We start from the raw sequence: 26,085 nt of genomic DNA, 5'->3' as shown, positions 1-26,085 counted from the left end.
CTGCGGGGCGGGCTACGGCCTGCGGGCCGAGGTAACGCGGTAGACGTCGTAGACGCCCTCGACGCCGCGTACCGCCTTGAGGACGTGTCCCAGGTGCTTCGGGTCGCCCATCTCGAAGGTGAACCGGGAGGTGGCCACCCGGTCGCGGGAGGTCTGCACGGCCGCCGAGAGGATGTTGACGTGCTGGTCCGACAGGACGCGGGTGACGTCCGACAGGAGCCGGGACCGGTCCAGCGCCTCGACCTGGATGGCGACCAGGAACACGGAGGACTGGGTGGGTGCCCATTCGACCTCCAGCATCCGTTCGGGCTGCTGGGAGAGCGAGTCCACGTTGACGCAGTCGGCGCGGTGGACCGATACGCCGCTGCCGCGCGTGACGAAACCGATGATCGGGTCGCCCGGTACCGGGGTGCAGCAGCGGGCCAGCTTGACCCAGACGTCGTCGACGCCCTTGACGACCACACCCGGGTCGGCGCTGCCGCGGCGCTTGCGGCCGCGCGAGGCCGGGACGCTCTCCTCCATGTCCTCGTTGGCCGCGTCCTCGCCGCCGAGGGCCTGGACCAGCTTCTGCACGACGCCCTGCGCGGCCACGTGGCCCTCGCCGATCGCCGCGTACAGGGAGGAGATGTCCGGGTAGCGCATCTCGTGCGCGAGGGTGACGAGGGAGTCGCCCGTCAGGATCCGCTGGATCGGCAGGTTCTGCTTGCGCATGGCACGGGCGATGGCGTCCTTGCCGTGCTCGATGGCCTCGTCGCGGCGCTCCTTGGAGAACCAGGCGCGGATCTTGTTGCGGGCGCGCGGGGATTTGACGAAGCCCAGCCAGTCGCGGGACGGCCCGGCGCCTTCGGCCTTGGAGGTGAACACCTCGACCAGGTCGCCGTTGTCCAGGGTCGATTCGAGCGGGACGAGCCGCCCGTTGACCCGGGCCCCTATGGTGCGGTGGCCGACCTCGGTGTGGACGGCGTACGCGAAGTCCACCGAGGTGGCGCCGGCGGGCAGCGCGATCACGTCGCCCTTGGGCGTGAAGACGAAGACCTCGTTGCGGGAGAGGTCGAACCGCAGCGAGTCCAGGAACTCGCCCGGGTCCTCGGTCTCCTTCTGCCAGTCCAGCAGCTGGCGCAGCCAGGCCATGTCGTTGACGGTGTCCTGGCCCGCGCTGCCCTTGGCCGCCTGCGGGACGTCGGTGCGGACCTTGGAGGTGCCGGCGACGGTCTGCTGCTTGTACTTCCAGTGGGCTGCGATGCCGTACTCGGCGCGGCGGTGCATGTCGAACGTGCGGATCTGGAGCTCGACCGGCTTGCCGCTGGGCCCGATGACCGTCGTGTGGAGCGACTGGTACATGTTGAACTTGGGCATCGCGATGTAGTCCTTGAACCGGCCGGGGACCGGGTTCCACCGCGCGTGCACGGTACCGAGGGCCGCGTAGCAGTCCCGGACGGTGTCGACCAGGACCCGGATGCCGACCAGGTCGTAGATCTCGGCGAAGTCGCGGCCCCGCACGATCATCTTCTGGTAGACGCTGTAGTAGTGCTTGGGGCGGCCGGTGACGGTGGCCTTGATCCGGGCGGCCCGGAGGTCGGCCTGGACCTCGTCGGTGACGATCGCGAGGTACTCGTCGCGCTTGGGGGCCCGTTCGGCGACCAGGCGCACGATCTCGTCGTACATCTTGGGGTACAGGATCGCGAAGGACAGGTCTTCGAGTTCCCACTTGATCGTGTTCATGCCCAGCCGGTGCGCCAGCGGGGCATAGATCTCCAGGGTCTCGCGGGCCTTCTTCTCCTGCTTCTCCCGCTTGAGGTAGCGCATGGTGCGCATGTTGTGCAGGCGGTCGGCGAGCTTGATGACCAGGACCCGGGGGTCCTTGGCCATGGCCACGACCATCTTGCGCACGGTCTCGGCCTGCGCGGCCTCGCCGAACTTGACCCGGTCCAGCTTGGTGACCCCGTCGACCAGCAGGGCGACGGCGTCGCCGAAGTCGCGTCTGAGCTGTTCGAGTCCGTACTCGGTGTCCTCGACGGTGTCGTGCAGCAGACCCGCCATCAGGGTGGCCGGGTCCATGCCGAGCTCGGCCAGGATCGTCGTCACCGCGAGCGGGTGGGTGATGTACGGGTCACCGCTCTTGCGCTTCTGCCCGCGGTGCCAGCGCTCCGCCACCTGGTACGCCTGCTCGATCTGGCGCAGGGTGGCCGTCTCGATCTTCGGGTCGTTGCTGCGGACTATGCGCAGCAGCGGCTCCAGTACCGGGTTGTACGGGTTGGAACGCTGGACCCCGAGGCGGGCGAGGCGGGCGCGCACGCGGTTGGAGGACCCGGCGGGCTTCGCCGGCACGGGCTTGACCGGCGGGACCGGCTTGACCGGCGGGGCGGGCGGGGGCGTGGCGGCGGCCGCCGCGGCCTGCTCGGCCTGCGGGTCGGGCTGAGCGGCGGAGAGTGGCTGGACCTCGTCTGGCAAGAGCGCTCCTCTGGGGGTCCCCCCGGACGGAGTCCGGAGGAGGATCCGGAGCCCCGGTCAGGTCCGGATAACCCATGGTAGCGAGGGTTCGGTCCCCTCGTTCTCCGAGCCTCCCGGCCCCGTGCCGGGCGCCTCCGGGCCGCCTCCCGGCCGCCTCCCCGTGCGTTGCGCCGCGCTCGGCGGACCGGTACGCGAAAGCGGCGGGTACCCGGGTGTCCCGGGTACCCGCCGCCGTGAGCGGGGCGAACGCGTCAGACCACGATCAGCGCGTCCAGCGGGGCGCCGCCCAGGGCGGGCTCCAGCCTCGCCCGGCCGGGCAGGAAGGACAGCTCCATCAGGACCGCCACCCCTGCGACCTCGGCTCCGGCCCGCCGGATCAGCGAGAGCGAGGCCTCCGCGGTGCCGCCGGTGGCCAGGACGTCGTCGATGACCATCACCCGGTCACCGATCGCGAGGTCCTCCGCGTGCACCTCGATCTCCGCGGTCCCGTACTCCAGGTCGTAGGCCTGGCCCAGGGTCGCACCGGGCAGCTTGCCGGCCTTGCGCACCGGCACGAAGCCGATGCCGGCCTGCACGGCCACCGGCGCGGCCAGGATGAACCCGCGCGCCTCCAGCCCGACGATCTTCGTCGCGCCGTACCGCAGCGCCAGCGCCGCCAGCGCGTCCGTCAGCGCCGCGAAGGCCTTCGGGTCGGCCAGCAGCGGGGTGATGTCCTTGAACGTCACACCCGGCTTGGGGTAGTCGGGTACGTCCTTGATCCTGCTGAGGAGCAGCTCGCGCACCTCGGGCGTGCACGCGGTCACCGGCGTCGCCGTCCCTGGCCCTGCGCCACGACCTGCGGGGCGTCCTCGGCGTCGTGCGCGTCGTCCTGGGACTCGCCCTTGGCCGCCGCGGCCGCCCGCTTGGCGAGCACCCGCTTGCGCAGCGCCTTCATCGCCGGCTCGCGCTCCTTGAGGTCGACGACCAGCGGGGTCGCGATGAAGATCGAGGAGTACGCGCCGGCCGCGAGACCGACGAACAGCGACAGCGAGATGTCGTTGAGCATGCCCGCGCCCAGGAAGCCGCCGCCGATGAACAGCAGCGCGCCGACCGGGAGCAGCGCCACGACCGTGGTGTTGATCGAGCGGACCAGCGTGCCGTTGATGCTGCGGTTGGCGATCTCGCTGAACGTGTAGCGGGTCTGCTTGGTGATGTCCTTCGAGCCCTCCTTGAGACCGTCGAAGACGACGACGGTGTCGTAGAGGGAGTAACCGAGGATCGTCAGCAGACCGATCACGGTGCCCGGCGTGACCTCGAAGCCGACCAGCGCGTACACGCCGACGGTGATGGTGAGGTCGTGGATCAGGGCGACGAGCGCCGCCACCGCCATCCGCCATTCGAAGGCGATGGCGAGGTAGAGCACCACGAGCACCATGAAGATGCCGAGGCCCGTCCAGGCCTTGTTCGCGATCTGCTCGCCCCAGCTGGGGCCCACGAGGTCGGCGTTGATCTGGTTCGCGTCGACCTTGAGGTCGGTGGCGAGCTGCTTCTTCACGCCGGTCGCGTCGTCGGTGTTCAGACCCGAGATCTGGATCCGCATGCCGCCGGTGCCGAGCTCCTGGACGATCGCCTCGTGACCGGAGGCCTTCTTGGCGTCCTCGGTCACGTGGGCGACCGACACGGCCGTCTTCGGGGTGGTGAAGACGGCACCGCCCTTGAACTCGATGCCCATGTTGAGGCCCTGTACGGCCAGGGCCACGATCGCCGTGATGGTGATCAGGATGGAAACGCCGTACCAGAGAAAGCGCTTGCCGACGAAGTCGTATCCGACCTCACCGCGGTACAGCCTGGCGCCGAGATCTCCCAGCTTCGACATCTCACGCCTCCTTTGCGTCGACGGGGGCGGGCACGGCGGCGGCGGTCGCTGCGCCGCCGGTACGACGGGACCGGCGCAGCGGCGGCTTGGCGCCCAGACGCTTGGGGTCCAGCCCGGACCACGGGTGGCCGCTGGAGAAGAACTTCGTACGCGCCAGCAGGGTCATGACGGGCTTGGTGAAGAGGAACACCACGACCACGTCGAGCAGGGTGGTCAGACCCAGCGTGAAGGCGAAGCCCTGCACCTTGCCGACGGTGACGATGAACAGCACCGCGGCGGCGAGGAACGACACGAAGTCGGAGACCAGGATGGTGCGCCGGGCCCGGGGCCAGGCACGCTCCACCGCGGGGCGCAGGGTGCGGCCCTCGCGGATCTCGTCGCGGATGCGTTCGAAGTACACGATGAACGAGTCCGCCGTGATGCCGATCGCGACGATGGCACCGCAGACGGCGGGCAGGTTCAGCGCGAACCCGATGCCCTTCCCGAGCAGCGCCATGATCGTGTAGGTGAGCACCGCGGACACCAGGAGGCTGACGATGGCGATGAAGGCCAGGCCCCGGTAGTACACGAGCAGGTAGATCACGACGAGCGCGAGGCCGATCGCACCGGCGATGAGGCCGGCCTGGAGCTGCTCGCTGCCGAGGGCGGGGGTGACGGTGGTGACGCTGTCCTCCTGGAAGGAGAGCGGCAGCGCGCCGTACGACAGCATGTTGCCCAGGTCCTGTGCGGACTGCTGGGTGAAGCCGCCCGAGATCTCGGCGTTGCCGCCGGTCAGCGCCTGGCTCACGGACGGGTCGGAGATGACCTGGCCGTCGAGCACGATGGCGAACTGGTTCTGCGGGGACTGCTTGGTGGCGAGCTCACCGGTGACCTTGGCGAACTTGTCGGCGCCCTTGTCGGTGAACTGCATCGTGACGATCCACTGGGCGGTCTGCGGGTTGATCGCGCCCTTGGCGTTGTCCACGTCCTGGCCGTTGACGGCGGCCGGGCCGAGCACCCACTTGCCCCAGGTGTTGCCGCGCTTGCCACAGGCCAGCGTCGGGTCCTCGGGCTTGACGTCCTTGCCCACCGTCGCGCGCTGCTTCTCGTCGTTGCAGTCCAGCGCGGCGAACTTCGCCTGCAGGTCCGCGACGGCGGCGTCCGCGCCCGACGGGGTCGGGGTCGGGGTCGGGGCCTTGTCGTCTGCCTTCTTCGACTCGCTCGCCGAGGGCGAGGGAGAGGGGGCGCCCGGGGCCTTGAGGGCCTCGCTGAGCACACGTCCCTGGGAAGTGGCGCTGGACGACGGGGTGGCCGAGGAGCCGGGCTTGCCGCTCTCCGCCTTGGGGGCGCCGGAACCGCTCGCCGAGGGGCTCGGAGCACCGCTCGTGGAGGGGCTGGGCGTCGCCTGCGGGGCGACGGGGGCGCCGTCGGCGAAGGCCAGGACAGGGCGGAAGTACAGCTGGGCGGTGGTACCGACCTGCTCGCGCGCCTGCTGCTCGTTCATCCCGCGGGGGATGTTCACGATGATGTGGTCGCGGCCCTGCGTCTGGACCTCGGCCTCCGAGACACCGAGACCGTTGACGCGGCGCTCGATGATGCCGACCGCCGTGTTCATGTTGGTCTCGTTGACCGCGTCCGGCTTGCCGGGCTCGCTCTTGGCCTTGAGCGTGATGCTCGTGCCGCCCGCGAGGTCGATGCCCAGCCGGGGCGTCGTCTGCTTCGTGAGGAACATCCCCGCGGTGAGCGCCACCATCGCGATCAGGATGATGGCCAGGGCGCGCCCCGGCCTCCCCTGAGCCCCCGTGGGCCGCCGGCCCTTCTTCGGTGCTGCCACCTTGTCGTATCTCCCTGTCCAACCGCCCCGCGCCGGGTCAGCGCGCGGACGGCCACGAAATGTGTGGTGGGGACCCCTGCCCCCCGCAGAAGTGTCGCTGACGGGGACCGCGGCGGCCGCCGGTCGGGCGGTGTCGCGGTCCCCGGGCGGTCGCTACTTGGCGCCGGCCTCGCCGTCGGTCTTGCCGTCGGTCCCGCCGTCCTGCGGCGCGTCGCCCTTGGGCTCGTCCTTCTTGCCCAGGTCGAGCTTGGGAGCCTCGCCCTGGTCCTTGGTGAGGTCGGTCTTGGCCGGCTCGTCCGCCGCGTCCGCGGTGAGCGAGGAGGCGTCGTCCGGTACGACCGGCGTGTCGCTGGTCGGATCATCGGTGATGCCGTGGACGATGCGGTTGTACTCCGCGTCCTCCAGGACCGCGCCGATGGCGTTCTTGGCGTAGATCGCGTGGACGCCCGGGGCCACCTCGAGGGTGAGGGTGTCGTCGCCGATCTCCTTGACCGTGGCGTACATGCCGCCGATGGTGCGGACGCCGGTGCCGGGTACCAGGTGGTCGCGCATCTGCGCGGCTGCCTGCTGCTTCTTCTTGGCGGAGCGGGTCATCAGGAACATCGCCCCGATGAGCACGATGAACGGGAGGAGTGTCACGAGATTCACGGGACGGAGATCCTTCGCACGACCGCAGGGGATGCGGCCTTTTCTACGGGGGGTGGGCATACCGACCCGAAGGGTCGGCATCGGCGGAGTCTAGGCGAGTCCGCACCGATGGAACAACGCCCAGCATGGCACCGTGGTTCCTGGGCGGTCGAACCTCCGCGCCGTCACGCCCCGAACAAGCCCTGTTGTCCGCTTGATCCGCCGCTCGATCCGACGGCGCCCTGCCCAGGCGGGACAAGGCCCAGGTGAGCCCATGCGGCGGGGGTCGCGACCCGCCCGCGGGGGGTACGCGCCAGCAGCCCCTCGCGCACCAGGAAGGGCTCGGCGACCTCCTCGACGGTCTCGCGTTCCTCACCGACGGCGACGGCGAGGGTGGACAACCCCACCGGACCCCCGCCGAACAGTTTGAGCAGGGCCTCCAGCACGGCCCGGTCCAGCCGGTCGAGCCCGCGCGCGTCCACCTCGTAGACCTGGAGGGCGGTGCCGGCGATCTCCCGGGTGATCACTCCGTCGGCCCGCACCTGGGCGTAGTCCCGGACCCGGCGCAGCAGGCGGTTGGCGATGCGCGGGGTGCCGCGCGAGCGTCCGGCGATCTCGGCGGCCCCGGCGGTGTCGATCTCCACGTCGAGGAGGCGGGCCGAGCGGTGGATGACGCGTTCCAGCTCCTCGGGGGCGTAGAACTCCATGTGCCCGGTGAAGCCGAACCGGTCGCGCAGGGGCGGCGGCAGCAGTCCGGCGCGGGTGGTGGCGCCGACCAGGGTGAAGGGGGGCAGCTCCAGGGGGATCGCGGTCGCGCCCGGCCCCTTGCCGACGATCACGTCGACGCGGAAGTCCTCCATGGCCATGTACAGCATCTCCTCGGCGGGCCGGGACATGCGGTGGATCTCGTCCAGGAAGAGCACCTCGCCCTCCTGCAGGGAGGAGAGGATCGCGGCGAGGTCACCGGCGTGCTGGATGGCGGGGCCGGAGGTGATCCGGATGGGCGCGCCCATCTCCGCCGCGATGATCATGGACAGGGTGGTCTTGCCGAGGCCGGGCGCTCCGGAGAGCAGGACGTGGTCGGCGGTGGCGCCGCGCTGGCGGGCGGCCTTGAGGACGAGGTCCAGCTGCTGGCGGACCTTCTCCTGGCCGACGAACTCCCCGAGGTCCTTGGGGCGCAGGGCCGCCTCGACGGCGGTGTCCTCGCCGTCCGCCGCCGCCGCGACAATGCGGTCGCTCTCGTCGTCCCAGTTCACGGTGTCAGTCTGCCTTCTCGGTTCGTACGGTGATCATCGTCCCGCCCGCGGCGGTGTGCGGGTCAGCGGGCCCGGTTCAGGGACTGCAGGGCGGCGCGCAGCAGCTGCGGGACAGGGGCCGAGCCGCCCGCGGCGATGGCGGCCTCGGCCTGCGGGGTCACCGCAGTGACGGCTTCCTCGGCCTCGCGGGAGGCGTAGCCGAGGCCGATGAGCGCGGCGGAGAGCTGCTCCGTCCAGGGCGCGGGGCCGGCTGCGGCGGCCCGCTGGGCCCCCACGACGGCGCCCAGCGGCGCGCCCAGCTTGTCCTTGAGCTCCAGCAGCAGTTTCTGCGCGCCCTTCTTGCCGATGCCCGGGACCGCCATCAGGGCCTTCTCGTCCCCGGTGGAGACGGCGAGGCGCAGCGCGTCGGGGCTGTGGACGCCGAGCATGGCCTGCGCCAGCCGGGGGCCGACCCCGCTCGCGGTCTGGAGCAGCTCGAAGACCTGCCGTTCGTCGTCGTCGGCGAAGCCGTACAGGGTGAGCGAGTCCTCCCGTACGACCAGGGACGTGGCGAGCCTGGCCGTCTCCCCCAGTCGCAGGCGGGCGACGGTGGCGGGTGTGCACTGGACGGCCATGCCCACTCCCCCGACCTCGATCACGGCCTGGGCGGGGGCGAGTGCGGCGACCGGGCCGCTGACGAACGCGATCATGAGGGGCGGCCTTTCACGGCGGAGGCATGCTGGGCGACCGCCTGCTGGAGGCGGTTTTGGGCGGGGGCCCGCCAGATGTGGCAGATGGCGAGCGCGAGGGCGTCGGCGGCGTCGGCCGGTTTCGGCGGGGCGCTCAGCCGCAGCAGCCGGGTGACCATCGACCCGACCTGCGCCTTGTCCGCCCGGCCGGAGCCGGTGACGGCGGCCTTGACCTCGCTCGGGGTGTGCAGGGCGACCGGCAGGCCGCGCCGGGCCGCGCACAGCATGGCGACGGCGCTGGCCTGGGCGGTGCCCATCACCGTGCTGACGTTGTGCTGGCTGAAGACCCGCTCCACGGCGACGACTTCGGGCCGGTACTTGTCCAGCCACTCCTCCATGCCGCGCTCGACGGCGACGAGCCGCAGCCCCAACTCGGCATCGGCGGGCGTCCGTACGACCCCGACCCCGAGCATGGTGAGGGGACGGCCGGCGACCCCCTCGACCACGCCGACACCGCATCGCGTCAGCCCCGGGTCCACACCGAGTACGCGCACCTCGCCCCCCCTTCTTCGATCGCCTGTCCGTGTGCAGGCTATCGGGCCGCACTGACACGACGACGGGCCGACGGGGTGTGTCCCCGTCGGCCCGTCACCACACACTGGGCGAAGGCGAAGCCTCAGGCGTCGACCTTCTCCATGACCTCGTCCGAGACGTCGAAGTTGGCGAAGACGTTCTGCACGTCGTCGCTGTCCTCCAGCGCGTCGATCAGCTTGAAGATCTTGCGCGCGCCCTCCTCGTCCAGCTCGACCTGCATGGTCGGGACGAAGCTGGAGTCGGCCGAGTCGTAGTCGATGCCCGCCTCCTGGAGCGCGGTGCGGACCGCGACCATGTCGGTGGGCTCGCTGATGATCTCGAAGGTGTCGCCGTTGTCGTTGACCTCTTCGGCACCGGCTTCGAGCACCGTCTCCAGGACGTCGTCCTCGGTGAGGTCGCCCTTGGGCAGCAGGACGACGCCCTTGCGGTTGAACAGGTACGAGACCGAGCCCGGATCGGCCATCGATCCGCCGTTGCGGGTCATGGCGACGCGGACGTCGGAGGCGGCACGGTTGCGGTTGTCGGTGAGGCACTCGATGAGCACCGCGACACCGTTGGGGCCGTAGCCTTCGTACATGATCGTCTCGTAGTCGGCGCCGCCGGCCTCGAGGCCGCCGCCGCGCTTGACCGCGGAGTCGATGTTCTTGTTCGGGACCGAGCTCTTCTTGGCCTTCTGAATGGCGTCGAAGAGCGTCGGGTTGCCGTCGATGTCGGCGCCGCCCATACGGGCCGCGACCTCGATGTTCTTGATCAGCTTCGCGAAGAGCTTGCCGCGCTTGGCATCGATCACGGCCTTCTTGTGCTTCGTCGTAGCCCATTTAGAGTGGCCGGACATCCGCCTGTCTCCTTCGCGTAACCAACAGTGTTCGTCACCGATCCTACCGGGACCTGATTACAGCCCCGCGCGCACCATGTCGACGAAGTACGCGTGAACGCGGTCGTCGCCGGTGAGTTCCGGGTGGAACGAGGTCGCCAGCACGTTGCCCTGCCGCACGGCGACGGTGTGGCCGTCGTACGTGGCGAGCACCTCGGCGGCCGCGCCGACCGACTCGACCCAGGGGGCTCGGATGAAGACGCCCTCGACGGGGCCTCCCCCGATGCCCGCGAAGTCGATCTTCGCCTCGAAGGACTCGTTCTGCCGGCCGAAGGCGTTGCGGCGCACGATCATGTCGATGCCGCCGAGCGTCTCCTGGTCCTCACGGCCGTCCAGCAGCTTGTCCGCGAGCATGATCATGCCGGCGCAGGTGCCGTAGACCGGCATCCCGGCCCGCACGCGCTCGCGCAGCGGCTCCAGCATGCCGAACAGCACGGCGAGCTTCGACATGGTCGTGGACTCGCCGCCGGGGATCACCAGGGCGTCGACCTCGGTGAGCTCCTCGGGACGCCGGACCGGCCTGGCCACGGCGTCCGCCGCGGCCAGGGCGATCAGGTGCTCCCGTACATCGCCCTGCAGAGCCAGGACACCGATGGTGGGAGTCGTCATTACCAGCCCCGGTTGGCGTAACGCTCGGCCTCGGGCAGGGTGTCGCAGTTGATACCGACCATGGCCTCGCCCAGGTTGCGGGAGGCGTCCGCGATGATCTTCGGGTCGTCGAAGAAGGTGGTGGCCTTCACGATGGCGGCGGCGCGCTTGGCCGGGTCGCCCGACTTGAAGATGCCGGAGCCGACGAAGACGCCCTCGGCACCGAGCTGACGCATCAGGGCGGCGTCGGCCGGGGTGGCCACGCCACCGGCGGAGAACAGCACGACGGGGAGCTTGCCGAGCTCGGCGACTTCCTTGACCAGCTCGTACGGGGCGCGCAGCTCCTTGGCGGCGGCGTACAGCTCGTTGTTGTCGAAGCCGCGCAGCTTGGCGATCTCGTTCTTGATCTGGCGCAGGTGGCGGACGGCCTCGACGACGTTGCCGGTGCCGGCCTCGCCCTTGGAGCGGATCATGGCCGCGCCCTCGGCGATGCGGCGCAGGGCCTCGCCGAGGTTGGTGGCACCACAGACGAAGGGGGTGGTGAACGCCCACTTGTCGGAGTGGTTGACCTCGTCGGCCGGGGTCAGGACCTCGGACTCGTCGATGTAGTCGACGCCGAGGGACTGCAGGACCTGGGCCTCGACGAAGTGGCCGATGCGGGACTTGGCCATGACGGGGATCGAGACGGCCTCGATGATCTCTTCGATCATGTTCGGGTCGGACATGCGGGCGACCCCGCCGTCCTTGCGGATGTCGGCCGGGACCCGCTCCAGGGCCATGACGGCGACGGCGCCGGCGTCCTCGGCGATCTTCGCCTGCTCGGCGTTGACCACGTCCATGATCACGCCGCCCTTGAGCTGCTCGGCCATGCCGCGCTTGACGCGGGAGGTGCCGATAGCCGACTCAGCGGACTGCGGGGTGGAGGGAAGCGTGCTCACGGATTGACCTCACTCGAAGGAAGAAGGGTGCTGCGGTACTACAGCACTGAGGAAACCCCCCGCGTCCAGTCCACTGCAAGGGCCAATGAGGAGCCGGTGGCTCCTTCCGATTTGGCCATCCGGTACAAGTACCGCGCCGCGGACCTGCGCTACGGGCGGTCGGCGAGGTCCGCGGGGGGCTCGTCGTCCATCTCGAAGGCGAGCGGGAAGGGGGCGTGGCCCGCCAGGCGGAACCAGCGCACCTTGCGGTGCCTGCGCAGGGCCCGCGCGGCCCGTACGGCGTCGTTGTGGAAGCGCCGGGCCATGGGCACCCGGCGCACGGCCGCCGCCAGCTCCTCCGCGGCCTCCACCCCCCCGGGCGCCGCCTTGACCGCCTCGACCTGGTCCGCGTCCGCGAAGACCGCGCGCAGCGCCTGGCTCAGCTCGCTCTCGGCCACCTCGCGCTGCTCCTCCTCGGCCTGACGCGCCGCGTGCGCCGCTTCGTACAGCACCAGGGAGGAGGCGGGGTCGAGCACCCCGGAGGTGGCCACCTCCAGCACCACGGAGGCCCGCCGCACCAACTGCGCGTCGAGCGCGGCCCGCGAGGCGTCCATCCGCGCGTGCAGCCGGTCGAGCCGCCCGGCGGTCCAGCTCAGGTACACGCCGACGACACCGAGCGCGAGGACGATCCAGACAAGGGTTTCGATCACGGACCGCGAGCCTACCGTTCAGGCCGGGGCGGCTTTGCAGGGTGCCCGGTCAGTCCCGGGACAGGCCCAGGCGGGTGCGCAGGGGGATGCGTTCGTCCGTGGCGACGGCGGCGGCTCCGTCGGTGACCGTTTCGTAGACGGCCAGGATGTCCGCGCCGACCGTGGACCAGTCGAAGCGGCGTACGTGCGCGGAGCCGCGGGCGCTGAGTTCCGCGCGGCGGGCCGGGTCGTGGAGGAGGCGGACCGCGGCGGCGGCCAGGGCGTCGGAGTCCTCGTTCGCGAAGAGGTCGCCGGCCCGGCCCTGGTCCAGGACCTGGGCGAAGGCGTCCAGGTCGGAGGCGAGGACCGCCGCCCCCGCCGACAGGGCCTCGACCAGGATGATCCCGAAGCTCTCCCCGCCCGTGTTCGGGGCGACGTACACGTCGACGCTGCGCAGCAGCCGGGCCTTGTCCTCGTCGGAGACCATGCCGAGGAACTCCACCCGGGAGCGCAGAGCGGCCGGCAGGGAGGCCACCGCCTCCTCCTCGTCGCCGCGGCCGGCCACCAGCAGGCGTACGTCCGGGCATTCCTCGACGATCCGCGGGAACGCCGCCATCAGGACGGGCAGGCCCTTGCGCGGTTCGTCGATGCGGCCGATGAAGCCGAGGGTCTTGCCGCCCCACTCCGCCTTGGGCGAGGCGGAGGCGAAGAAGTCCACGTCCACCCCGTTCGGGATGACCACCGCGTCGCCGCCCAGGTGCTCCACCAGGGTGCGCCGCGCGTACTCGCTCACCGCGATCCGGGCGCTGATCTTCTCCAGGGCCGGCTGGAGGATCGGGTAGGCCGCGATCATCGCCCGCGAGCGCGGGTTGGAGGTGTGGAAGGTGGCCACGATCGGCCCCTGGGCCGCCCAGCAGGACAGCAGGCCCAGCGACGGGGAGGCCGGCTCGTGGATGTGGATCACGTCGAAGACCCCGTCGTGGAGCCAGCGCCGTACCCGCGCCGCCGACAGGAATCCGAAGTTCAGCCGGGCGACGGACCCGTTGTAGGGCACCGGCACCGCCCGTCCCGCCGAGACCACGTACGGCGGCAGCGGGGTCTCGTCGTCCGCGGGGGCGAGGACCGACACCTCGTGGCCGAGGCGGATCAGGTGTTCCGCCAGGTCCCGGATGTGGAACTGGACGCCGCCCGGCACGTCCCACGAGTACGGGCACACGATGCCGATCTTCACTAGGCGCGCTCCTCCAGGTCGTCCAGCCACAGCCGCTGCAACATGTGCCAGTCCTCGGGGTGTGCGGCGATCCCGGCCGCGAACGCGTCGGCGACCGCCTGCGTCATGACGGCGGTCTTCTCGGTCCGCGTCCCGGCCTCGGGCACCGCCACCTCGGGGTGGATCCGCCCGTACATCCGCGGGGTCTCGCCGTAGTGCAGCGTGACCGGCAGCAGCGCCGCCCCGGTCTGCTGCGCCAGCAGCGCGGGCCCGGCCGGCATCCGCGCCGCCGCGCCGAAGAAGTCCACCTCGACCCCGGAGGCGGACAGGTCCCGGTCGGCGACCAGACAGATCAGGCCTCCCGAGCGCAGCCGGCGGGCGAGCGTACCGAAGGCGGCCCCGCCGTTGTGCGGCAGCACCTCCATGCCCAGGCTTTGGCGGTAGGCCACGAACCGGTCGTACAGGGACTCCGGCTTGAGCCGCTCGGCGACCGTCGTGAACGGGATGCCGACGTGGCCGGTCACCCAGGCTCCCGCCAGGTCCCAGTTCGCCAGGTGCGGGAGCGCCACGATCACTCCGCGGCCCGAGGCCATGGCCTCGCGCAGGATGTGCTCGTCGGCGATCTCCACGTCGGTGGAGAACCGCCGCGCGTCCATCGCCGGCAGCCGGAAGGACTCCATCCAGTACCGCATGTACGAGCGCATGCCCGCCCGGGACAGCTCACGCAGCCGCTCCGGGCCGGCGTCGGGCACGACCCTGGCCAGGTTCGACTCCAGTCGCAGCACGCTCTTGCCGCGCCGCTTCCACACGGAGTCGGCTATCCGGCGGCCCAGGGCCACCGCGGCCGGCTCCGGCAGCTTCTTGACGGCCGCCCAGCCGAGCCCGTAGAGCCCGTCGACGAGCCGGTCCTGTGCCTTGCCCATCAGGCCGCGCCGCCTTCGGACAGGTGCGCCTCGGCGTCGGCTTCCGCCGCCTCGCGCCGTACGGTCACCACGCGTTGGACCAGCGTGACGAGCGAGCCCGCCGCCACCACCCACAGCGCGACCGGCAGCAGCACCCCGATCCAGGACGGCACCCCGAAGGTCTGGAGCCCGGAGAGACCGGCCGCGACCAGCGAGATCACCAGGCGCTCGGCGCGCTCGACGAGCCCGTTGACGGCGACCGGCAGCCCGATCGCCTCGCCGCGGGCCTTGGTGTAGGAGACCACCTGCCCGCTGGCCAGGCAGAAGATCGCCACCGCGCACAGCACGTTGTCGTGGCCGGAGCCCGCGTACCAGAGCGCGAGCCCGCCGAAGATCGCCGCGTCCGCCACCCGGTCGAGGGTGGAGTCGAGGAACGCTCCCCAGCGGCTGGAGACGCCGGCCTGGCGGGCCATGTTCCCGTCCACCAGGTCGGAGAACACGAACAGGGTGATGGTGATCGTGCCCCAGAAGAACTCGCCCCTGGGGAAGAAGACCAGCGCTCCCGCCACCACTCCGGCCGTGCCGATCAGCGTGACCGCGTCCGGGCTCACCCCCCGACGGAGGAGAAAAGCGGCGAATGGCGTGAGAACACGCGTGAAGAATGCACGCGCGTACTTGTTCAGCATGGCCTTCCCGGAGGGTCGCTGGGCCGCACGGCCCCATCGGCCACCGGCTGGCCCATCGTAGCCAGCGCCCCGCACCCCTACGGCCCCGCACCCACCGGTTCGCGCCGGACAATCCCCGCGCCGGCCCCGCGCCACGCTCCGGACAGTGCCGGGTACGACGTATGGACGCAGTGTGACGGCGGTGCAAAGCTCGAAGAACCCCAGTCACCCTCCTCACCGCGACACCGGGAGGCACGATCACCATGGGAGCCACATCACACCAAGCCGGGGCCGCCGGCAGGGCACTGACGGCCGACCGCCCCGCATCCGTACGGAACGTCGTGCTGGTCGGCCACAGCGGCGCCGGGAAGACCACGCTGGTCGAAGCCCTGGCCCTGACCGCAGGGGCCGTGAACAGGGCCGGAAGGGTCGAGGACGGCGGCACCGTCTCCGACTACGACGAGATCGAACAACGCCGCCAGCGCTCGATCCAGCTCTCCCTCGTCCCCGTCGAGTGGGGCGGAATCAAGATCAATGTGCTCGACACCCCCGGGTACGCCGACTTCGTCGGGGAACTCAGGGCCGGTCTGCGCGCCGCGGACGCGGCCCTCTTCGTCGTCTCGGCCGCCGACGGGATCGACGGGGCCACCCGCATGGTGTGGGACGAATGCGAGGCCGTGGGCATGCCGCGGGCCATCGTCATCACCCATTTGGAGGCAGCCCGGGCGGACTACACGCAGATGACCGCGGTCTGCGCCGAGATCTTCGGAGGCGAGGACCCGGACGCCGTCATCCCGCTCTACCTGCCCCTGCACGGCCCGGCCGGGCCCGACGGGCACGCACCCGTCACCGGCCTGCTCGGGCTGCTGTCCCAGCGGGTCTACGACTACTCCTCCGGTGAGCGGGTCGAACGCGACCCGGACCCCGCCGAGCTCGCCCTGATCTCCGGGGCCCGCTCCCGCCTGATCGAGGGGATCATCGCCGAGAGCGAGGACGAGACCCTCATGGACCGTTACCTCGGCGGCGAGGACATCGACCTCAAGACCCTGGTCGACGATCTGGAGCGGGCCGTCGCGCGCGGCACCTTCCACCCCGTCCTGATGGCGGCGCCCGCCGCCGAGGGGGCCCGCCAGGGGCTGGGCACCGTCGAACTCCTCGAACTGGTCACCGGCGGCTTCCCCACCCCGCTGGAGCGCGCCCCGCTCACCGTCACCGCCCCCGACGGTACGGCCCGCCCCGAGGTCACCTGCGACCCGGACGGGCCGCTCCTCGCCGAGGTGGTCAAGACCTCCTCCGACCCCTACGTGGGGCGCGTCTCCCTCGTCCGCGTCTTCTCGGGCACCCTGCGTCCGGAGGAGACCGTCCACGTCAGCGGGCACGGCCTGGCCGACAGGGGCCACGAGGACCACGACGTCGACGAGCGGATCGGCGCCCTGACCTCCCCGTTCGGCAAGCAGCAGCGCACCCTCACCCACGTCGTCGCGGGCGACCTCGCGTGCGTGGCGAAACTGGGCCGGGCCGAGACCGGCGACACCCTGTCGGCCAAGGACGCCCCGCTCCTCATGGAGCCCTGGCCGATGCCCGAACCACTGCTGCCCCTCGCCATCGAGGCCCACAGCAAGGCCGACGAGGACAAGCTCTCCCAGGGCCTGGCCCGGCTCGTCGCCGAGGACCCGACCATGCGGCTGGAGCAGAACCCGCACACCGGGCAGCTCGTGCTGTGGTGCCTCGGGGAAGCCCACCAGGACGTCGCCCTGGAGCGGCTGCGCACCCGCTACGGGGTGCAGGTCGACCCCGTTCCGCACAAGGTGAGCCTGCGCGAGACCTTCGGCGCCAAGGCCGCCGGGCGCGGGCGGCACGTCAAGCAGTCCGGCGGGCACGGACAGTTCGCCATCTGCGAGATCGAGGTCGAACCCCTCCCGCCGGGCAGCGGCATCGAGTTCGTGGACAAGGTCGTCGGCGGATCCGTGCCGAGGCAGTTCATCCCGTCCGTGGAGAAGGGCGTGCGGGCCCAGGCCGCCCGGGGCGTGGCGGCCGGCTATCCGCTGGTCGACGTACGCGTCACCCTGCTCGACGGCAAGGCGCACTCGGTGGACTCCTCCGACGCCGCGTTCCAGACCGCGGGCGCCCTCGCCCTGCGCGAAGCCGCCGCCGAGGCCCCGATCCACCTGCTGGAACCCGTCGCGGAACTCGACGTCCTGGTCCCGGACGAGTACGTCGGCCCGGTCATGAGCGACCTCGCGGGCCGCCGCGGCCGCGTCGTCGGCACCGACCAGGCCGGGCCCGGGCGGACCAGGGTGCGCGCCGAGATCCCCGAGATCGAGATCGGCCGGTACGCGGTGGAGCTGCGCTCCGTGTCACACGGCACGGGCGGGTTCAGCCGTACGTACGCCCGGCACGAGCCGATGCCCCCGCAGCTGGCGGACAAGGTTCGCGAACAGGCCGAGAAGGGAAGTTAACCCACATAGCACATGGGATGCCGCCTACTCAACCTTGTTGCGGTGGGCGGTATTTCCCTGTCCCATGACCACGGGGTGGGCTCCGCCGATAGGCTCTTCGGCGGGGCGGACACACCACGCCGGCGGGCGAACCGCGGGCGGAGCAGCAGGTATGACGGCACGTCGATGGGGGCAATGGTGGCGGACGACGGATTCGACTTCAGGCCCGGAGCGCAGATTCCGCTGCAGGGGGGCGGTGGGCAGACCGCCGCGACCAACGCGCTCGCCTCCGCCGCCTACCGCGACGGCAAGGTCGACGAGATCCTCAAGGCCAACAACGAGTACCACGAGTCGAAGATCAAGCCGGGCAAGATCTCCCTCCTCGAACCCAACCTCGGCGAGGCCTTCTGCCGGGCCGTGGAGACCCGCACGCTGGGCCCCGCCCGCAAACCCCTGATCCAGTCCTTCGGTGCCGACCCCCAGACCGTCGTCGAGCACTGCCTGGCGGCGTCCCGCCTCCGCAAGGAACGCGACCGGAAGCTGCGCCTGATCACCCTGGTGAGCGGGGTGGTGTTCCTGCCCGGGCTGATGCTCTGGCTGGGCCTGTTCCAGCTCCGCCGGTGGCTCGCCAAGGGCAAGCGGGGGTCCTGGGCGGGCACCGCGCTCCTGGTCGGCGTCGGCATCGTCATCGCCGTACTGATGTTCCGGCTGCCCTTCACCGGGTTCTTCGGCCTCTACCTGCGCGCCATGGTCATCGCCCCGGCCGTGGGCTGGTTCCTGGCCCGCCGCCTCTGCGAGACCACCGCGGCGGACATGCGCTCGCGCTGGGACGGGCTGCTCGGCGGCGGCGGGGTCGCCGCGAAGATCCCCGAGGCGGTACCCGGCAACCCCGACGAGAAGGCCCGCGAGGACCTGCGCCACCAGCTGGCGAAGCTGACCGCGGAGGACCGCAGCAACTCCGTCTTCTACGCCGGCCCCAAGGGCATCCTCGGCATGGGCACCCGCTGGGGCAGCTGGCAGATGGCGGAGGAGCTGGTCCCGAAGACCGAGGGCGCCGAGATCCACCCGTTCCGCAGCTGGGACGTCATACGCGCGGTCGACACCGAGCTGCGCAAGCTCGAGCGCGGGCCCCTGCACACCGGCGGCTTCCCGCCCGCCTCGATCCAGCACTGGATCGTCACGCCGATCGGCGAGGGCGCCACCGAGGTGGCCCGCCCCACCGGTGAGGACGTCGACACCTTCCTGGTGAAGCCGCACGAGATCACCCGGATCTGCAACGAGCAGCAGTTCAGCGCCGGGAACCGGCACTACCTCGGCATCCAGTACCCGCTCTGGGACGGGCAGCTGGTGATCACGATGATGGTGACCGTCACCGTGCTGTACAAGACCCTGCGCGTGGACGTCACCGCGCACGCGCTGGGTCCCGTGCACGGCCTGTTCACCACGAAGTCCGCGCCCAAGACCGTCGAGGTCTCCAAGTCCGTCCGGTTCTGGGAGACGGTCGAGCGGCACCTGCCGCTGGTGGACGCCGACGAAGTGGTGCGCCTGGCCGTCCGCGCCCCGTTGACCTGGTACCCGCCGCTGCTGGACTACCTCGGCGGCAAGCTGATCCTCCCGGAGCCCTTCGGCGTCCGCCACGTCTGGGCGGGCTCCATGTGGCGCCACCGGTTCATGGCCGACGACGCCCTGCGCACGGTCACCCCGGTGCTGCGGGCGGTGCACACCGCCGCGTTCCGGGTCCTGGAGGAGAACGGCGTGGACACCGAGCGCTTCACCAACCGCTCGTCCATCATGAGCGGCCTCATCCAGGAGCCCGCCCCGCGCAAGGCGGACGTCTACGACGCGTAGGCCCGGGTACGACGCGTAGGCCCGGGCCGCCGGGCGGGGCGGCCCGGTCAGTCGGTCGGCCGGGCGGCCCGGTCAGTCGGTCGGCCAGGCCTCGGCGAGCATCCGGCGGGTGTCCGCGAGGAGTTGCGGCAGCACCTTGGTGTGGCCGACCACCGGCATGAAGTTCGTGTCCCCGCCCCAGCGGGGCACGATGTGCTGGTGCAGGTGCGCGGCGATGCCGGCTCCCGCCGCCGCGCCCTGGTTCATGCCGATGTTGAAGCCGTGCGCCCCCGAGGCCTTGCGCAGCGCGGTCATGGCCCGCTTGGTCAGCTCGCCGAGTTCGGCCGTCTCGGGGCCGTCCAGTTCGGTGTAGTCGGCGACGTGCCGGTACGGGACGACCATCAGGTGGCCGCCGTTGTACGGGTAGAGGTTCAGCACCGCGTACACGTGCTTGCCGCGGGCCACGATCAGGCCGTCCTCGTCGGACATCTCCGGAATCCCGCAGAAGGGACAGCCGTCCCCGGCCTCCGGGCCGGTCGGCTTGTTCTCGCCCTGGATGTAGGCCATCCGGTGGGGCGTCCACAGACGCTGGAACGCGTCCTGCGTGCCCACACCGATCTGCTGCTCCGGCTCACTCGTCATGGGATGCAGCATATGACCTTGCCCCCGCTGGGCGTGTCGCCGGGGCGGACCCCGGCCGGACACCGGCCATGCTGGGCGGATGCGCGACGACCCGACGACCCGCGAGGAGGACTGGGAGCGCCGTACCGAGCTGCCGCTGTTCTACGCCTCGCTGCTGTTCATCGCCGGCTACGCGGTGCGCGTGCTCGCCTCCCGTTCGGAGCACCTGTGGCGGGACGCGGCCGGGATCGTGGTGCTGCTGACCTGGCTGTGCTTCATCGGGGACTACGCGGTGCGCCTGGTGCTCAGCGGCGACCGGCCGCTGCGGTTCGTCCGCCGGCACTGGCTGGACAGCCTGATCGTCCTTTTGCCCACCCTGCGCCCGCTGCGCATGGTCAAGGTCCACGACGCCGTCCAGGCCCGGCGGGAGCGCCCGCGCCGGGGCCTGTACCAGCGCGTGATCACGTACGCCGGTCTCTCGGCGGTCCTGCTCGGCTTCTCCGGCGCGCTGGGCGTCTACCACCACGAGCACCGGGACCCGCGGTCCTCCATCCGCACCTTCTGGGACGCGGTGTGGTGGGTGTGCGAGACGCTGACGACGGTCGGCTACGGAGACGTGGCCCCGGTGACCCCGGCGGGGCGGGTGATCGCGATCGGGCTGATGGTCTGCGGGCTGGCGCTGCTGGGCGCGGTGACGGGCAGCTTTTCGTCCTGGCTGATCCAGGTCTTCCGGCGGGAGGACGAGGAGGAGCCCCCGGGGAACCGAGGTTCCCCGGGGGCTCCTTGAGGGCCGCGCCGGTCAGACCTGGACGCGGTCCTCGACGACCTTGGCCAGCTTGGCCAGCGCCTCGTCCTTGGCGATGCCGTTCTCCTGCGAACCGTCGCGGTAGCGGAAGGAGACGGTGCCCGCGGCCATGTCCTCGTCACCGACGATGATCATGAAGGGGACCTTGAGCTTCTGGTGGTTCCTGATCTTCTTCTGCATGCGGTCGGAGGAGGCGTCCACCTCGACGCGCAGGCCCTTCTTCTTCGCCGCGGCGGCGAACTCCCGCAGGTACTCCACGTGCCCGTCGCCGATCGGGATGCCGACCGCCTGGACCGGGGCCAGCCACGGCGGCATGGCGCCCGCATAGTGCTCCAGCAGTACGGCGAAGAACCGCTCGATCGAGCCGAACAGCGCCCGGTGGATCATGACCGGCCGCTGGCGGGAGCCGTCGGGGGCGGTGTACTCCAGGTTGAACCGCTCCGGCAGGTTGAAGTCGAGCTGGACCGTCGACATCTGCCAGGTGCGGCCGATGGCGTCCTTGCACTGGACCGAGATCTTCGGGCCGTAGAAGGCGGCGCCGCCCGGGTCCGGGACCAGCGGGAGGCCCTGCTTCTCGGCGACCTGCGCGAGGACGGCGGTCGCCTCCTCCCAGGCCTCGTCCGAGCCGACGAACTTCTCCGGGTCCTTGGTGGACAGCTCCAGGTAGAAGTCGGTCAGGCCGTAGTCGCGCAGCAGGCCGAGGACGAAGGTGAGGGTGGTGTCGAGCTCCTCCGCCATCTGCTCGCGGGTGCAGTAGATGTGCGCGTCGTCCTGGGTGAAGCCGCGGGCGCGGGTCAGACCGTGGACCACACCCGACTTCTCGTACCGGTACACGGTGCCGAACTCGAAGAGGCGCAGCGGCAGTTCGCGGTAGGAGCGGCCGCGCGCGTCGAAGATCAGGTTGTGCATCGGGCAGTTCATGGGCTTGAGGTAGTAGTCGGTACCACCGTCGAGCTGCATGGGGGGGTACATGCCCTCCGCGTACCAGTCCAGGTGGCCGCTCTTCTCGAAGAGGGCGCCCTTGGTGGCGTGCGGCGAGTAGACGAACTCGTAGCCCTCCTCCTCGTGCCGCTTGCGCGAGTAGTCCTCCATGGTGCGGCGGATGATGCCGCCCCGCGGGTGGAAGACGGCCAGGCCGGAGCCGATCTCGTCCGGGATGGAGAAGAGGTCGAGCTCGCTGCCGAGCTTGCGGTGATCGCGCTTCTCGGCCTCGGCGAGGAAGTCGAGGTGCGCCTTGAGCTCGTCCTTCGAGGGCCACGCGGTGCCGTAGATGCGCTGGAGCATCGGGTTCTTCTCGCTGCCGCGCCAGTAGGCGGCGGCGTTGCGCATCAGCTTGAACGCGGGGATGGTGCGGGTGGTGGGCAGGTGGGGACCGCGGCAGAGGTCCTTCCAGCACAGTTCGCCGGTCTTCGCGTCCAGGTTGTCGTAGATGGTCAGCTCGCCGCCGCCCACCTCGACGTCCGCACCGTCGTCGGACGAGGCGGAACCCTTGATGCCGATGAGCTCCAGCTTGTACGGCTCGTCGGCGAGCTCCTCGCGGGCCGCCTCGTCGGTGACGACGCGGCGGGAGAACTTCTGGCCCCGCTTCTGGATCTCCTGCATCTTCTTCTCGATGGCCTTGAGGTCATCGGGGGTGAAGGGCTTCGCGACGTCGAAGTCGTAGTAGAAGCCGTTCTGGACCGGCGGGCCGATGCCCAGCTTGGCCTCGGGGAAGAGCTCCTGCACGGCCTGCGCCATGACGTGCGCGGTCGAGTGGCGCAGGATGTTCAGGCCGTCCTCGGAGGAGATCTCCACCGGCTCGACGGACTCTCCGTCCCGCAGCTCGTACGAGAGGTCCTTGAGCTCGCCCGCGACGCGCGCGGCCACGACGGTGCGCTCGCCGGCGAAGAGCTCGGCCGCCGTAGTGCCCGTGGCCACCACGCGCTCGTCCCGCTCGGAATCGCGATGGATGATCACACGGACGTCTGACACCGGTCTCTCCTGAACTCTGGGGGTGCGCGAGCGAACACTGCGCGCCTGAATCGTACCGAGCCTTGCGGGCGCGCCGCTAAACGGTTTGCCGCCGGGCCCGCGCGGCGGGCGCTGCCGTGGGCGGGAGCGGGCCGCGGGCGGCCCGGTAGTGTGGCCCGGCCGCCCGAGCCCGCCGGAGGGACCCCCATGGCAAGCCCGCAGATCTGTCCGCTGGACCTGGCCGACGAGGCCACCGCGGCCGCCGTGTTCCGGATCGGGCGCGCGTCCTACGCGGTGGAGGCCGAGCTGATCGGCTTCGACGGCATCCCGGCGCTGAGCGAGAGCCTGGCGCAACTGCGCGAGCGGCCGCTGCGCTGGCTGGGCGCGCACGGCGCGGACGGGGGCATCGCCGGCTTCCTGGCCTGGGAGGAGGAGCCCGACGGCTCCGTCTGCGTCGACCGCCTGTGCGTGGCCCCGGCGTCGTTCCGCCGGGGCATCGCCTCGCTCCTGCTGCGCCACCTGCTGACGGAAACCGTCCCCGGCCGCCGGATCACGGTCACGACGGGCGCCGCCAACGTCCCGGCGGTGGGGCTCTACGACCGCCTTGGCTTCGCGCGCGGCGAGGACTTCTCCCCCGCCCCCGGCCTGCTGATGGCCTCGTTCACCCGCGCCCCGGAGCAGCAGGTCTAGTGCTGGAAGGGTAGCCGGGGCGCGGCCTGCTGATGGCCTCGCTCACCCGCGACCGGTGGACCTTCCCGGCCACAGCACTAGCGCAGTTGCGGGATCACGCCGAGCTGCTGGAGGAAAGCAAGGAGGTCCTTGTCGGACCACTTCTCCGCGAGCCGGCCGTTCTCGATGCGGTGGATCACCGTGCCGGTCATCGTCAGCGGCCTGCCGCTGGCGGGAGCGCCCGGGAGGTCCCCGCGGTGCACCCCGCGGGCCGTCAGCCGGGTCACCACCTTGTCGCCCTCCGCGATCTGGTCCTCGATCTCGTGGGTGCCGGGGGTGGCTTTCCAGAACAGCCGGAACGCGTGCTTCAGGCCCTCGCGTCCGCTCCCCAGCCCGGGGAACGGCGGGGGCGAGTGGTCGACGTACCCCTCGGCCACGAGTTCGTCCATGGCGTCGAGGTTGCCCGCGTCGATCTCCCGGTAGAAGCGGCGGACCAGCTGCTTGTTCTCCTCGGTGGACACGGTGGCCTCTCTGCCGGTTCGTGCGGATCGCCGGGCGGCTGTCCGCATCGTCACCGCACCCTCCCCCGTGGGCGCCCCCGGCACGCCGGGCGCCCCGCACTTTCGCCCGGAAGCACCGGGCGAGCCGGCTCAGTCGTCGGACGGCAGCGCGTCCGCCGGGTCGAAGGACTCGTCCAGCGATTTCATCAGGCGGTCCCGCTCCACCTCGTCCAGCGGGACGGGGGTGACGTCGGTGGCGTCGGTCAGACGGCGGAAGCCGCCCCGGCGCTGGAGCCGGCCGCTCACCCGGACCGGCAGGCCCACCAGGTGCGCGTGGCCGGCGACCCGGTACGCCTCCTCGTCCAGCTTGGCCCGTACGTAGGGCACCTCCGCCCCCGCCAGCACCCGCAGCCGGACCGTCCCGCCGCCCCCCGGGGCCGAGCGCCGCATCCGGACCACCGCCCCGGCCAGGCGCACCGGCAGCGCCGGCTCGTCCCGGGTGTAGCGGGCCGCCGCCTCCCGCAGCACCGGGAGGTCACCCGGGGAGAACTCCACCGGCTCCGGCCGCGCCGCGCACCCGGCGGGCACCCCGGCCGCCGGTGCCCAGGCCAGCGAGACGCGGGCCCCTTCGGAACCCCGTATGAGCGCGATCAGCGCGTCGGCGAGCTCCCGGCTGACCCCGGCCTCCACCGCCGCGTCGAAGGCGTCCATGCCCCCGGTGGCCCGCCGGTAGTCCACCGCCTCGCGCGCCGCGTGCAGGGCGTGGTGCAGCCGGGTCACCACCCCCCGCCCCCCGTCCACCGGGAGGTAGGCGGTCAGCCGGCGGCCGCCCGGCGAGGGGCCCACGAGCACGCCGTCCAGGGCCCGCTCGGCCTGCGCGCGGTGCCGCGCGCCGTAGTACCCGGCCCGGGCGCGGGCGGCGAGGGCCCCGGCCAGCAGCAGCTGCCGGGCGGCCGAGCGGAGCTGTTCGTGCACGGGCCAGGCCTGCGTCCGCTCGGAGGCGTACGCGCCCTCCGGGACCTCCCGCTCCCAGCGGATCTCGTCGCTCGGCACGCTCAGCCCGAGCAGCACCTCCTCGGCGGAGGGCAGCCCGCCGCGCGAGAGGGCGGTCAGCGCCTCCTCCAGCAGGTCGGCGCAGTCGGGGAAGGTCCGGCTCTCCGGTACGAGCAGGCTCGTACCCGTCTGTCCCGGCGGGGTCCAGCGCCCGTAGCGTCCGGCGGCGCCGCCCCGCCGCAGCCAGCCGTGGCGGTGCAGGAGCGCGCCGAGCACGGCCGGGTCGACCTGCGCCGCGTCGGGTATCCAGCCGGAACCCGGGTCCGCGTACGACGGCGGGGACGACAGCGGTTCGAGACGTGGCGTGTTCCGGTTCATCAGGGTGTCCCTCCCGACCCGACCCGGGTCATGATCTCGCAGAGCGCCCGGTCGTCGAAGATCCGTGTGGTGGGGATCCGTACGGTGGTCCGGCGCCGGCCGGTCACGGGGTGCCCGGCGAGATTGGTCCAGTAGCAGCAGTGCCGCAGGTCGAGCCGGTCGTGCTCGGCGCTCAGCCACTGCCCGCGCTCCCGCGGGACGAGCATCACCACGAGGATCTTGTGGACGGCGACCGGCGTGCGGGCCAGCTTCACGAGGTGTTCGTTGTCGAGGGTGAAGCCGAAGGTGGCCCCGGCCGGCCGCGGCGGTATCTGGTAGGTCGCCTTCAACTGCACCTTGATGGTGACCTCGTCGTCGACGACGTGCTCGGACGCGCCGTGACTGACGTGCCAGTCGATGCCGTTGTCGGGAAAGGGCTGGGACAGCGAGCAGCCGGCCGCGGCGGCGACCGCGTGGAGGTAGCCCACCTGGAGGGTCTCCATGCAGGCGGTGGTGGCGAGTGAGCCGCGCAGCGGTCCGGTCCCCGCGTCCGTCCGCGGTCCGATCCGCCCCTGCAGCACCCCGCCCGGATCGGGCTGCGCGAGCGCCATGGCCGGCTCCCCATGCCTTGCGGGCTCTGCCTCGTAGAGGGGTGGTGGGGGTGACGACCGATCAGGTGTGCGGTCCCCCAAGGAGGTTGTCTCCGCAGCGGAGGTCCGGCAAACGGCGTACGGGGCAAACAGCCCGGGTATCACCGGTTCGGGCAAGGGGGTGGCGAGTTCCCGTCGCGCCCCATCTGCCGATCGGGAACGAGGA

Annotated in this window: 24 protein-coding genes; 4 read left to right on the top strand and 20 right to left on the bottom strand. The window is 71.5% G+C overall.

The genetic code is table 11. The annotated features are described in order from the left end of the window. Positions 1–12: 12 nt before the first annotated feature. The 15 genes from ACIA6C_RS25010 to pgsA all read right to left on the bottom strand — a co-directional run bounded on the left by ACIA6C_RS25010 (position 13) and on the right by pgsA (position 15,130). Entirely contained in the window at positions 13–2,451 is a 2,439-nt protein-coding gene (locus ACIA6C_RS25010) for a RelA/SpoT family protein (protein WP_399279055.1), read from the bottom strand. A gap of 251 nt (positions 2,452–2,702) precedes the next feature. Next, positions 2,703–3,254 carry an adenine phosphoribosyltransferase gene (locus tag ACIA6C_RS25005; protein ID WP_361133643.1) on the bottom strand — a complete coding sequence of 184 codons (552 nt, stop codon included), beginning with the start codon at positions 3,252–3,254 and terminating at the stop codon, positions 2,703–2,705. After that, the gene (secF, locus tag ACIA6C_RS25000; RefSeq protein ID WP_361133641.1) at positions 3,251–4,306 is read right to left on the bottom strand and encodes a protein translocase subunit SecF; all 1,056 of its coding nucleotides are present in this window, start codon (positions 4,304–4,306) and stop codon (positions 3,251–3,253) included. The genes ACIA6C_RS25005 and secF overlap by 4 nt, the downstream gene beginning before the upstream one ends. A 1-nt stretch (position 4,307) precedes the next feature. Next, positions 4,308–6,119: a protein translocase subunit SecD gene (gene secD / locus ACIA6C_RS24995; protein WP_399279052.1), complete on the bottom strand. Its 1,812-nt coding sequence runs from the start codon at positions 6,117–6,119 to the stop codon at positions 4,308–4,310. Between the two features lie 153 nt (positions 6,120–6,272). Next, entirely contained in the window at positions 6,273–6,767 is a 495-nt protein-coding gene (gene yajC, locus ACIA6C_RS24990; protein ID WP_366081973.1) for a preprotein translocase subunit YajC, read from the bottom strand. Between the two features lie 164 nt (positions 6,768–6,931). Beyond that, positions 6,932–8,002, bottom strand: coding sequence for a Holliday junction branch migration DNA helicase RuvB (gene ruvB, locus ACIA6C_RS24985; protein WP_399279050.1), 1,071 nt, complete (start codon positions 8,000–8,002; stop codon positions 6,932–6,934). Positions 8,003–8,064: 62 nt separating this feature from the next. Next, entirely contained in the window at positions 8,065–8,691 is a 627-nt protein-coding gene (gene ruvA, locus ACIA6C_RS24980; protein ID WP_399279048.1) for a Holliday junction branch migration protein RuvA, read from the bottom strand. Continuing rightward, entirely contained in the window at positions 8,688–9,224 is a 537-nt protein-coding gene (gene ruvC, locus ACIA6C_RS24975) for a crossover junction endodeoxyribonuclease RuvC (protein ID WP_399279046.1), read from the bottom strand. Before ruvC ends, ruvA begins: the two co-directional genes overlap by 4 nt. A gap of 122 nt (positions 9,225–9,346) precedes the next feature. Further along, complete coding sequence (locus ACIA6C_RS24970) at positions 9,347–10,099, bottom strand: YebC/PmpR family DNA-binding transcriptional regulator (RefSeq protein ID WP_366081976.1); 753 nt, start codon at positions 10,097–10,099, stop codon at positions 9,347–9,349. 57 nt (positions 10,100–10,156) lie between these two features. Continuing rightward, complete coding sequence (gene pdxT / locus ACIA6C_RS24965; protein WP_329193710.1) at positions 10,157–10,747, bottom strand: pyridoxal 5'-phosphate synthase glutaminase subunit PdxT; 591 nt, start codon at positions 10,745–10,747, stop codon at positions 10,157–10,159. After that, a complete protein-coding gene (gene pdxS, locus ACIA6C_RS24960) occupies positions 10,747–11,664 on the bottom strand; it encodes a pyridoxal 5'-phosphate synthase lyase subunit PdxS (RefSeq protein WP_356869601.1) in 918 nt (305 codons plus the stop codon). Before pdxS ends, pdxT begins: the two co-directional genes overlap by 1 nt. Positions 11,665–11,813: 149 nt before the next feature. Then, the gene (locus ACIA6C_RS24955; protein ID WP_361133622.1) at positions 11,814–12,353 is read right to left on the bottom strand and encodes a hypothetical protein; all 540 of its coding nucleotides are present in this window, start codon (positions 12,351–12,353) and stop codon (positions 11,814–11,816) included. Positions 12,354–12,402: 49 nt separating this feature from the next. Next, positions 12,403–13,563 (bottom strand): glycosyltransferase family 4 protein, encoded by a 1,161-nt coding sequence (locus ACIA6C_RS24950; protein WP_399279043.1) that lies wholly within the window; start codon positions 13,561–13,563, stop codon positions 12,403–12,405. Next, positions 13,563–14,465, bottom strand: coding sequence for a phosphatidylinositol mannoside acyltransferase (locus tag ACIA6C_RS24945; RefSeq protein ID WP_399279041.1), 903 nt, complete (start codon positions 14,463–14,465; stop codon positions 13,563–13,565). The genes ACIA6C_RS24950 and ACIA6C_RS24945 overlap by 1 nt, the downstream gene beginning before the upstream one ends. Then, complete coding sequence (gene pgsA / locus ACIA6C_RS24940) at positions 14,465–15,130, bottom strand: phosphatidylinositol phosphate synthase (RefSeq protein WP_366081979.1); 666 nt, start codon at positions 15,128–15,130, stop codon at positions 14,465–14,467. The genes ACIA6C_RS24945 and pgsA overlap by 1 nt, the downstream gene beginning before the upstream one ends. Positions 15,131–15,372: 242 nt before the next feature. Here pgsA and ACIA6C_RS24935 point away from each other — a divergent pair, with 242 nt between their 5' ends. Both ACIA6C_RS24935 and ACIA6C_RS24930 read left to right on the top strand, forming a co-directional pair. Next, a complete protein-coding gene (locus ACIA6C_RS24935; protein WP_399279039.1) occupies positions 15,373–17,568 on the top strand; it encodes an elongation factor G-like protein EF-G2 in 2,196 nt (731 codons plus the stop codon). A 165-nt stretch (positions 17,569–17,733) separates the two neighbouring features. Then, a complete protein-coding gene (locus tag ACIA6C_RS24930) occupies positions 17,734–19,395 on the top strand; it encodes a hypothetical protein (protein WP_366081981.1) in 1,662 nt (553 codons plus the stop codon). Between the two features lie 72 nt (positions 19,396–19,467). Here the strand turns inward: ACIA6C_RS24930 and ACIA6C_RS24925 are convergent, their stop codons facing one another. Next, positions 19,468–20,028, bottom strand: coding sequence for an HIT domain-containing protein (locus ACIA6C_RS24925; protein WP_361318556.1), 561 nt, complete (start codon positions 20,026–20,028; stop codon positions 19,468–19,470). 67 nt (positions 20,029–20,095) lie between these two features. Here ACIA6C_RS24925 and ACIA6C_RS24920 point away from each other — a divergent pair, with 67 nt between their 5' ends. After that, positions 20,096–20,782 carry a potassium channel family protein gene (locus ACIA6C_RS24920; RefSeq protein WP_399279036.1) on the top strand — a complete coding sequence of 229 codons (687 nt, stop codon included), beginning with the start codon at positions 20,096–20,098 and terminating at the stop codon, positions 20,780–20,782. A gap of 12 nt (positions 20,783–20,794) precedes the next feature. Here the strand turns inward: ACIA6C_RS24920 and thrS are convergent, their stop codons facing one another. Then, positions 20,795–22,771, bottom strand: a complete 1,977-nt coding sequence (gene thrS / locus ACIA6C_RS24915) for a threonine--tRNA ligase (RefSeq protein WP_399279033.1) — start codon at positions 22,769–22,771, stop codon at positions 20,795–20,797. Positions 22,772–22,957: 186 nt separating this feature from the next. On the opposite strand from thrS, the gene ACIA6C_RS24910 reads away from it, so the two are divergent. Further along, positions 22,958–23,440: a GNAT family N-acetyltransferase gene (locus tag ACIA6C_RS24910; protein ID WP_399279031.1), complete on the top strand. Its 483-nt coding sequence runs from the start codon at positions 22,958–22,960 to the stop codon at positions 23,438–23,440. Between the two features lie 77 nt (positions 23,441–23,517). Here ACIA6C_RS24910 and ACIA6C_RS24905 read toward each other — a convergent pair whose 3' ends face one another. The 3 genes from ACIA6C_RS24905 to ACIA6C_RS24895 form a co-directional block, all read right to left on the bottom strand. After that, positions 23,518–23,940, bottom strand: a complete 423-nt coding sequence (locus ACIA6C_RS24905; protein WP_399279028.1) for an ester cyclase — start codon at positions 23,938–23,940, stop codon at positions 23,518–23,520. 129 nt (positions 23,941–24,069) lie between these two features. Beyond that, positions 24,070–25,290, bottom strand: coding sequence for a hypothetical protein (locus ACIA6C_RS24900; RefSeq protein WP_399279026.1), 1,221 nt, complete (start codon positions 25,288–25,290; stop codon positions 24,070–24,072). Next, on the bottom strand, positions 25,290–25,880 hold the full coding sequence (locus ACIA6C_RS24895; protein ID WP_399279024.1) for a DUF4365 domain-containing protein: 591 nt from the start codon (positions 25,878–25,880) through the stop codon (positions 25,290–25,292). Before ACIA6C_RS24895 ends, ACIA6C_RS24900 begins: the two co-directional genes overlap by 1 nt. Positions 25,881–26,085 lie beyond the last annotated feature (205 nt).

Origin of the sequence: Streptomyces sp. NPDC051578 (assembly GCF_044454045.1) — a bacterium.
GTDB lineage: Bacteria > Actinomycetota > Actinomycetes > Streptomycetales > Streptomycetaceae > Streptomyces.
Note: the sequence above shows the minus strand (reverse complement) of the source record. Positions and strands in the feature narration are given on the sequence as shown.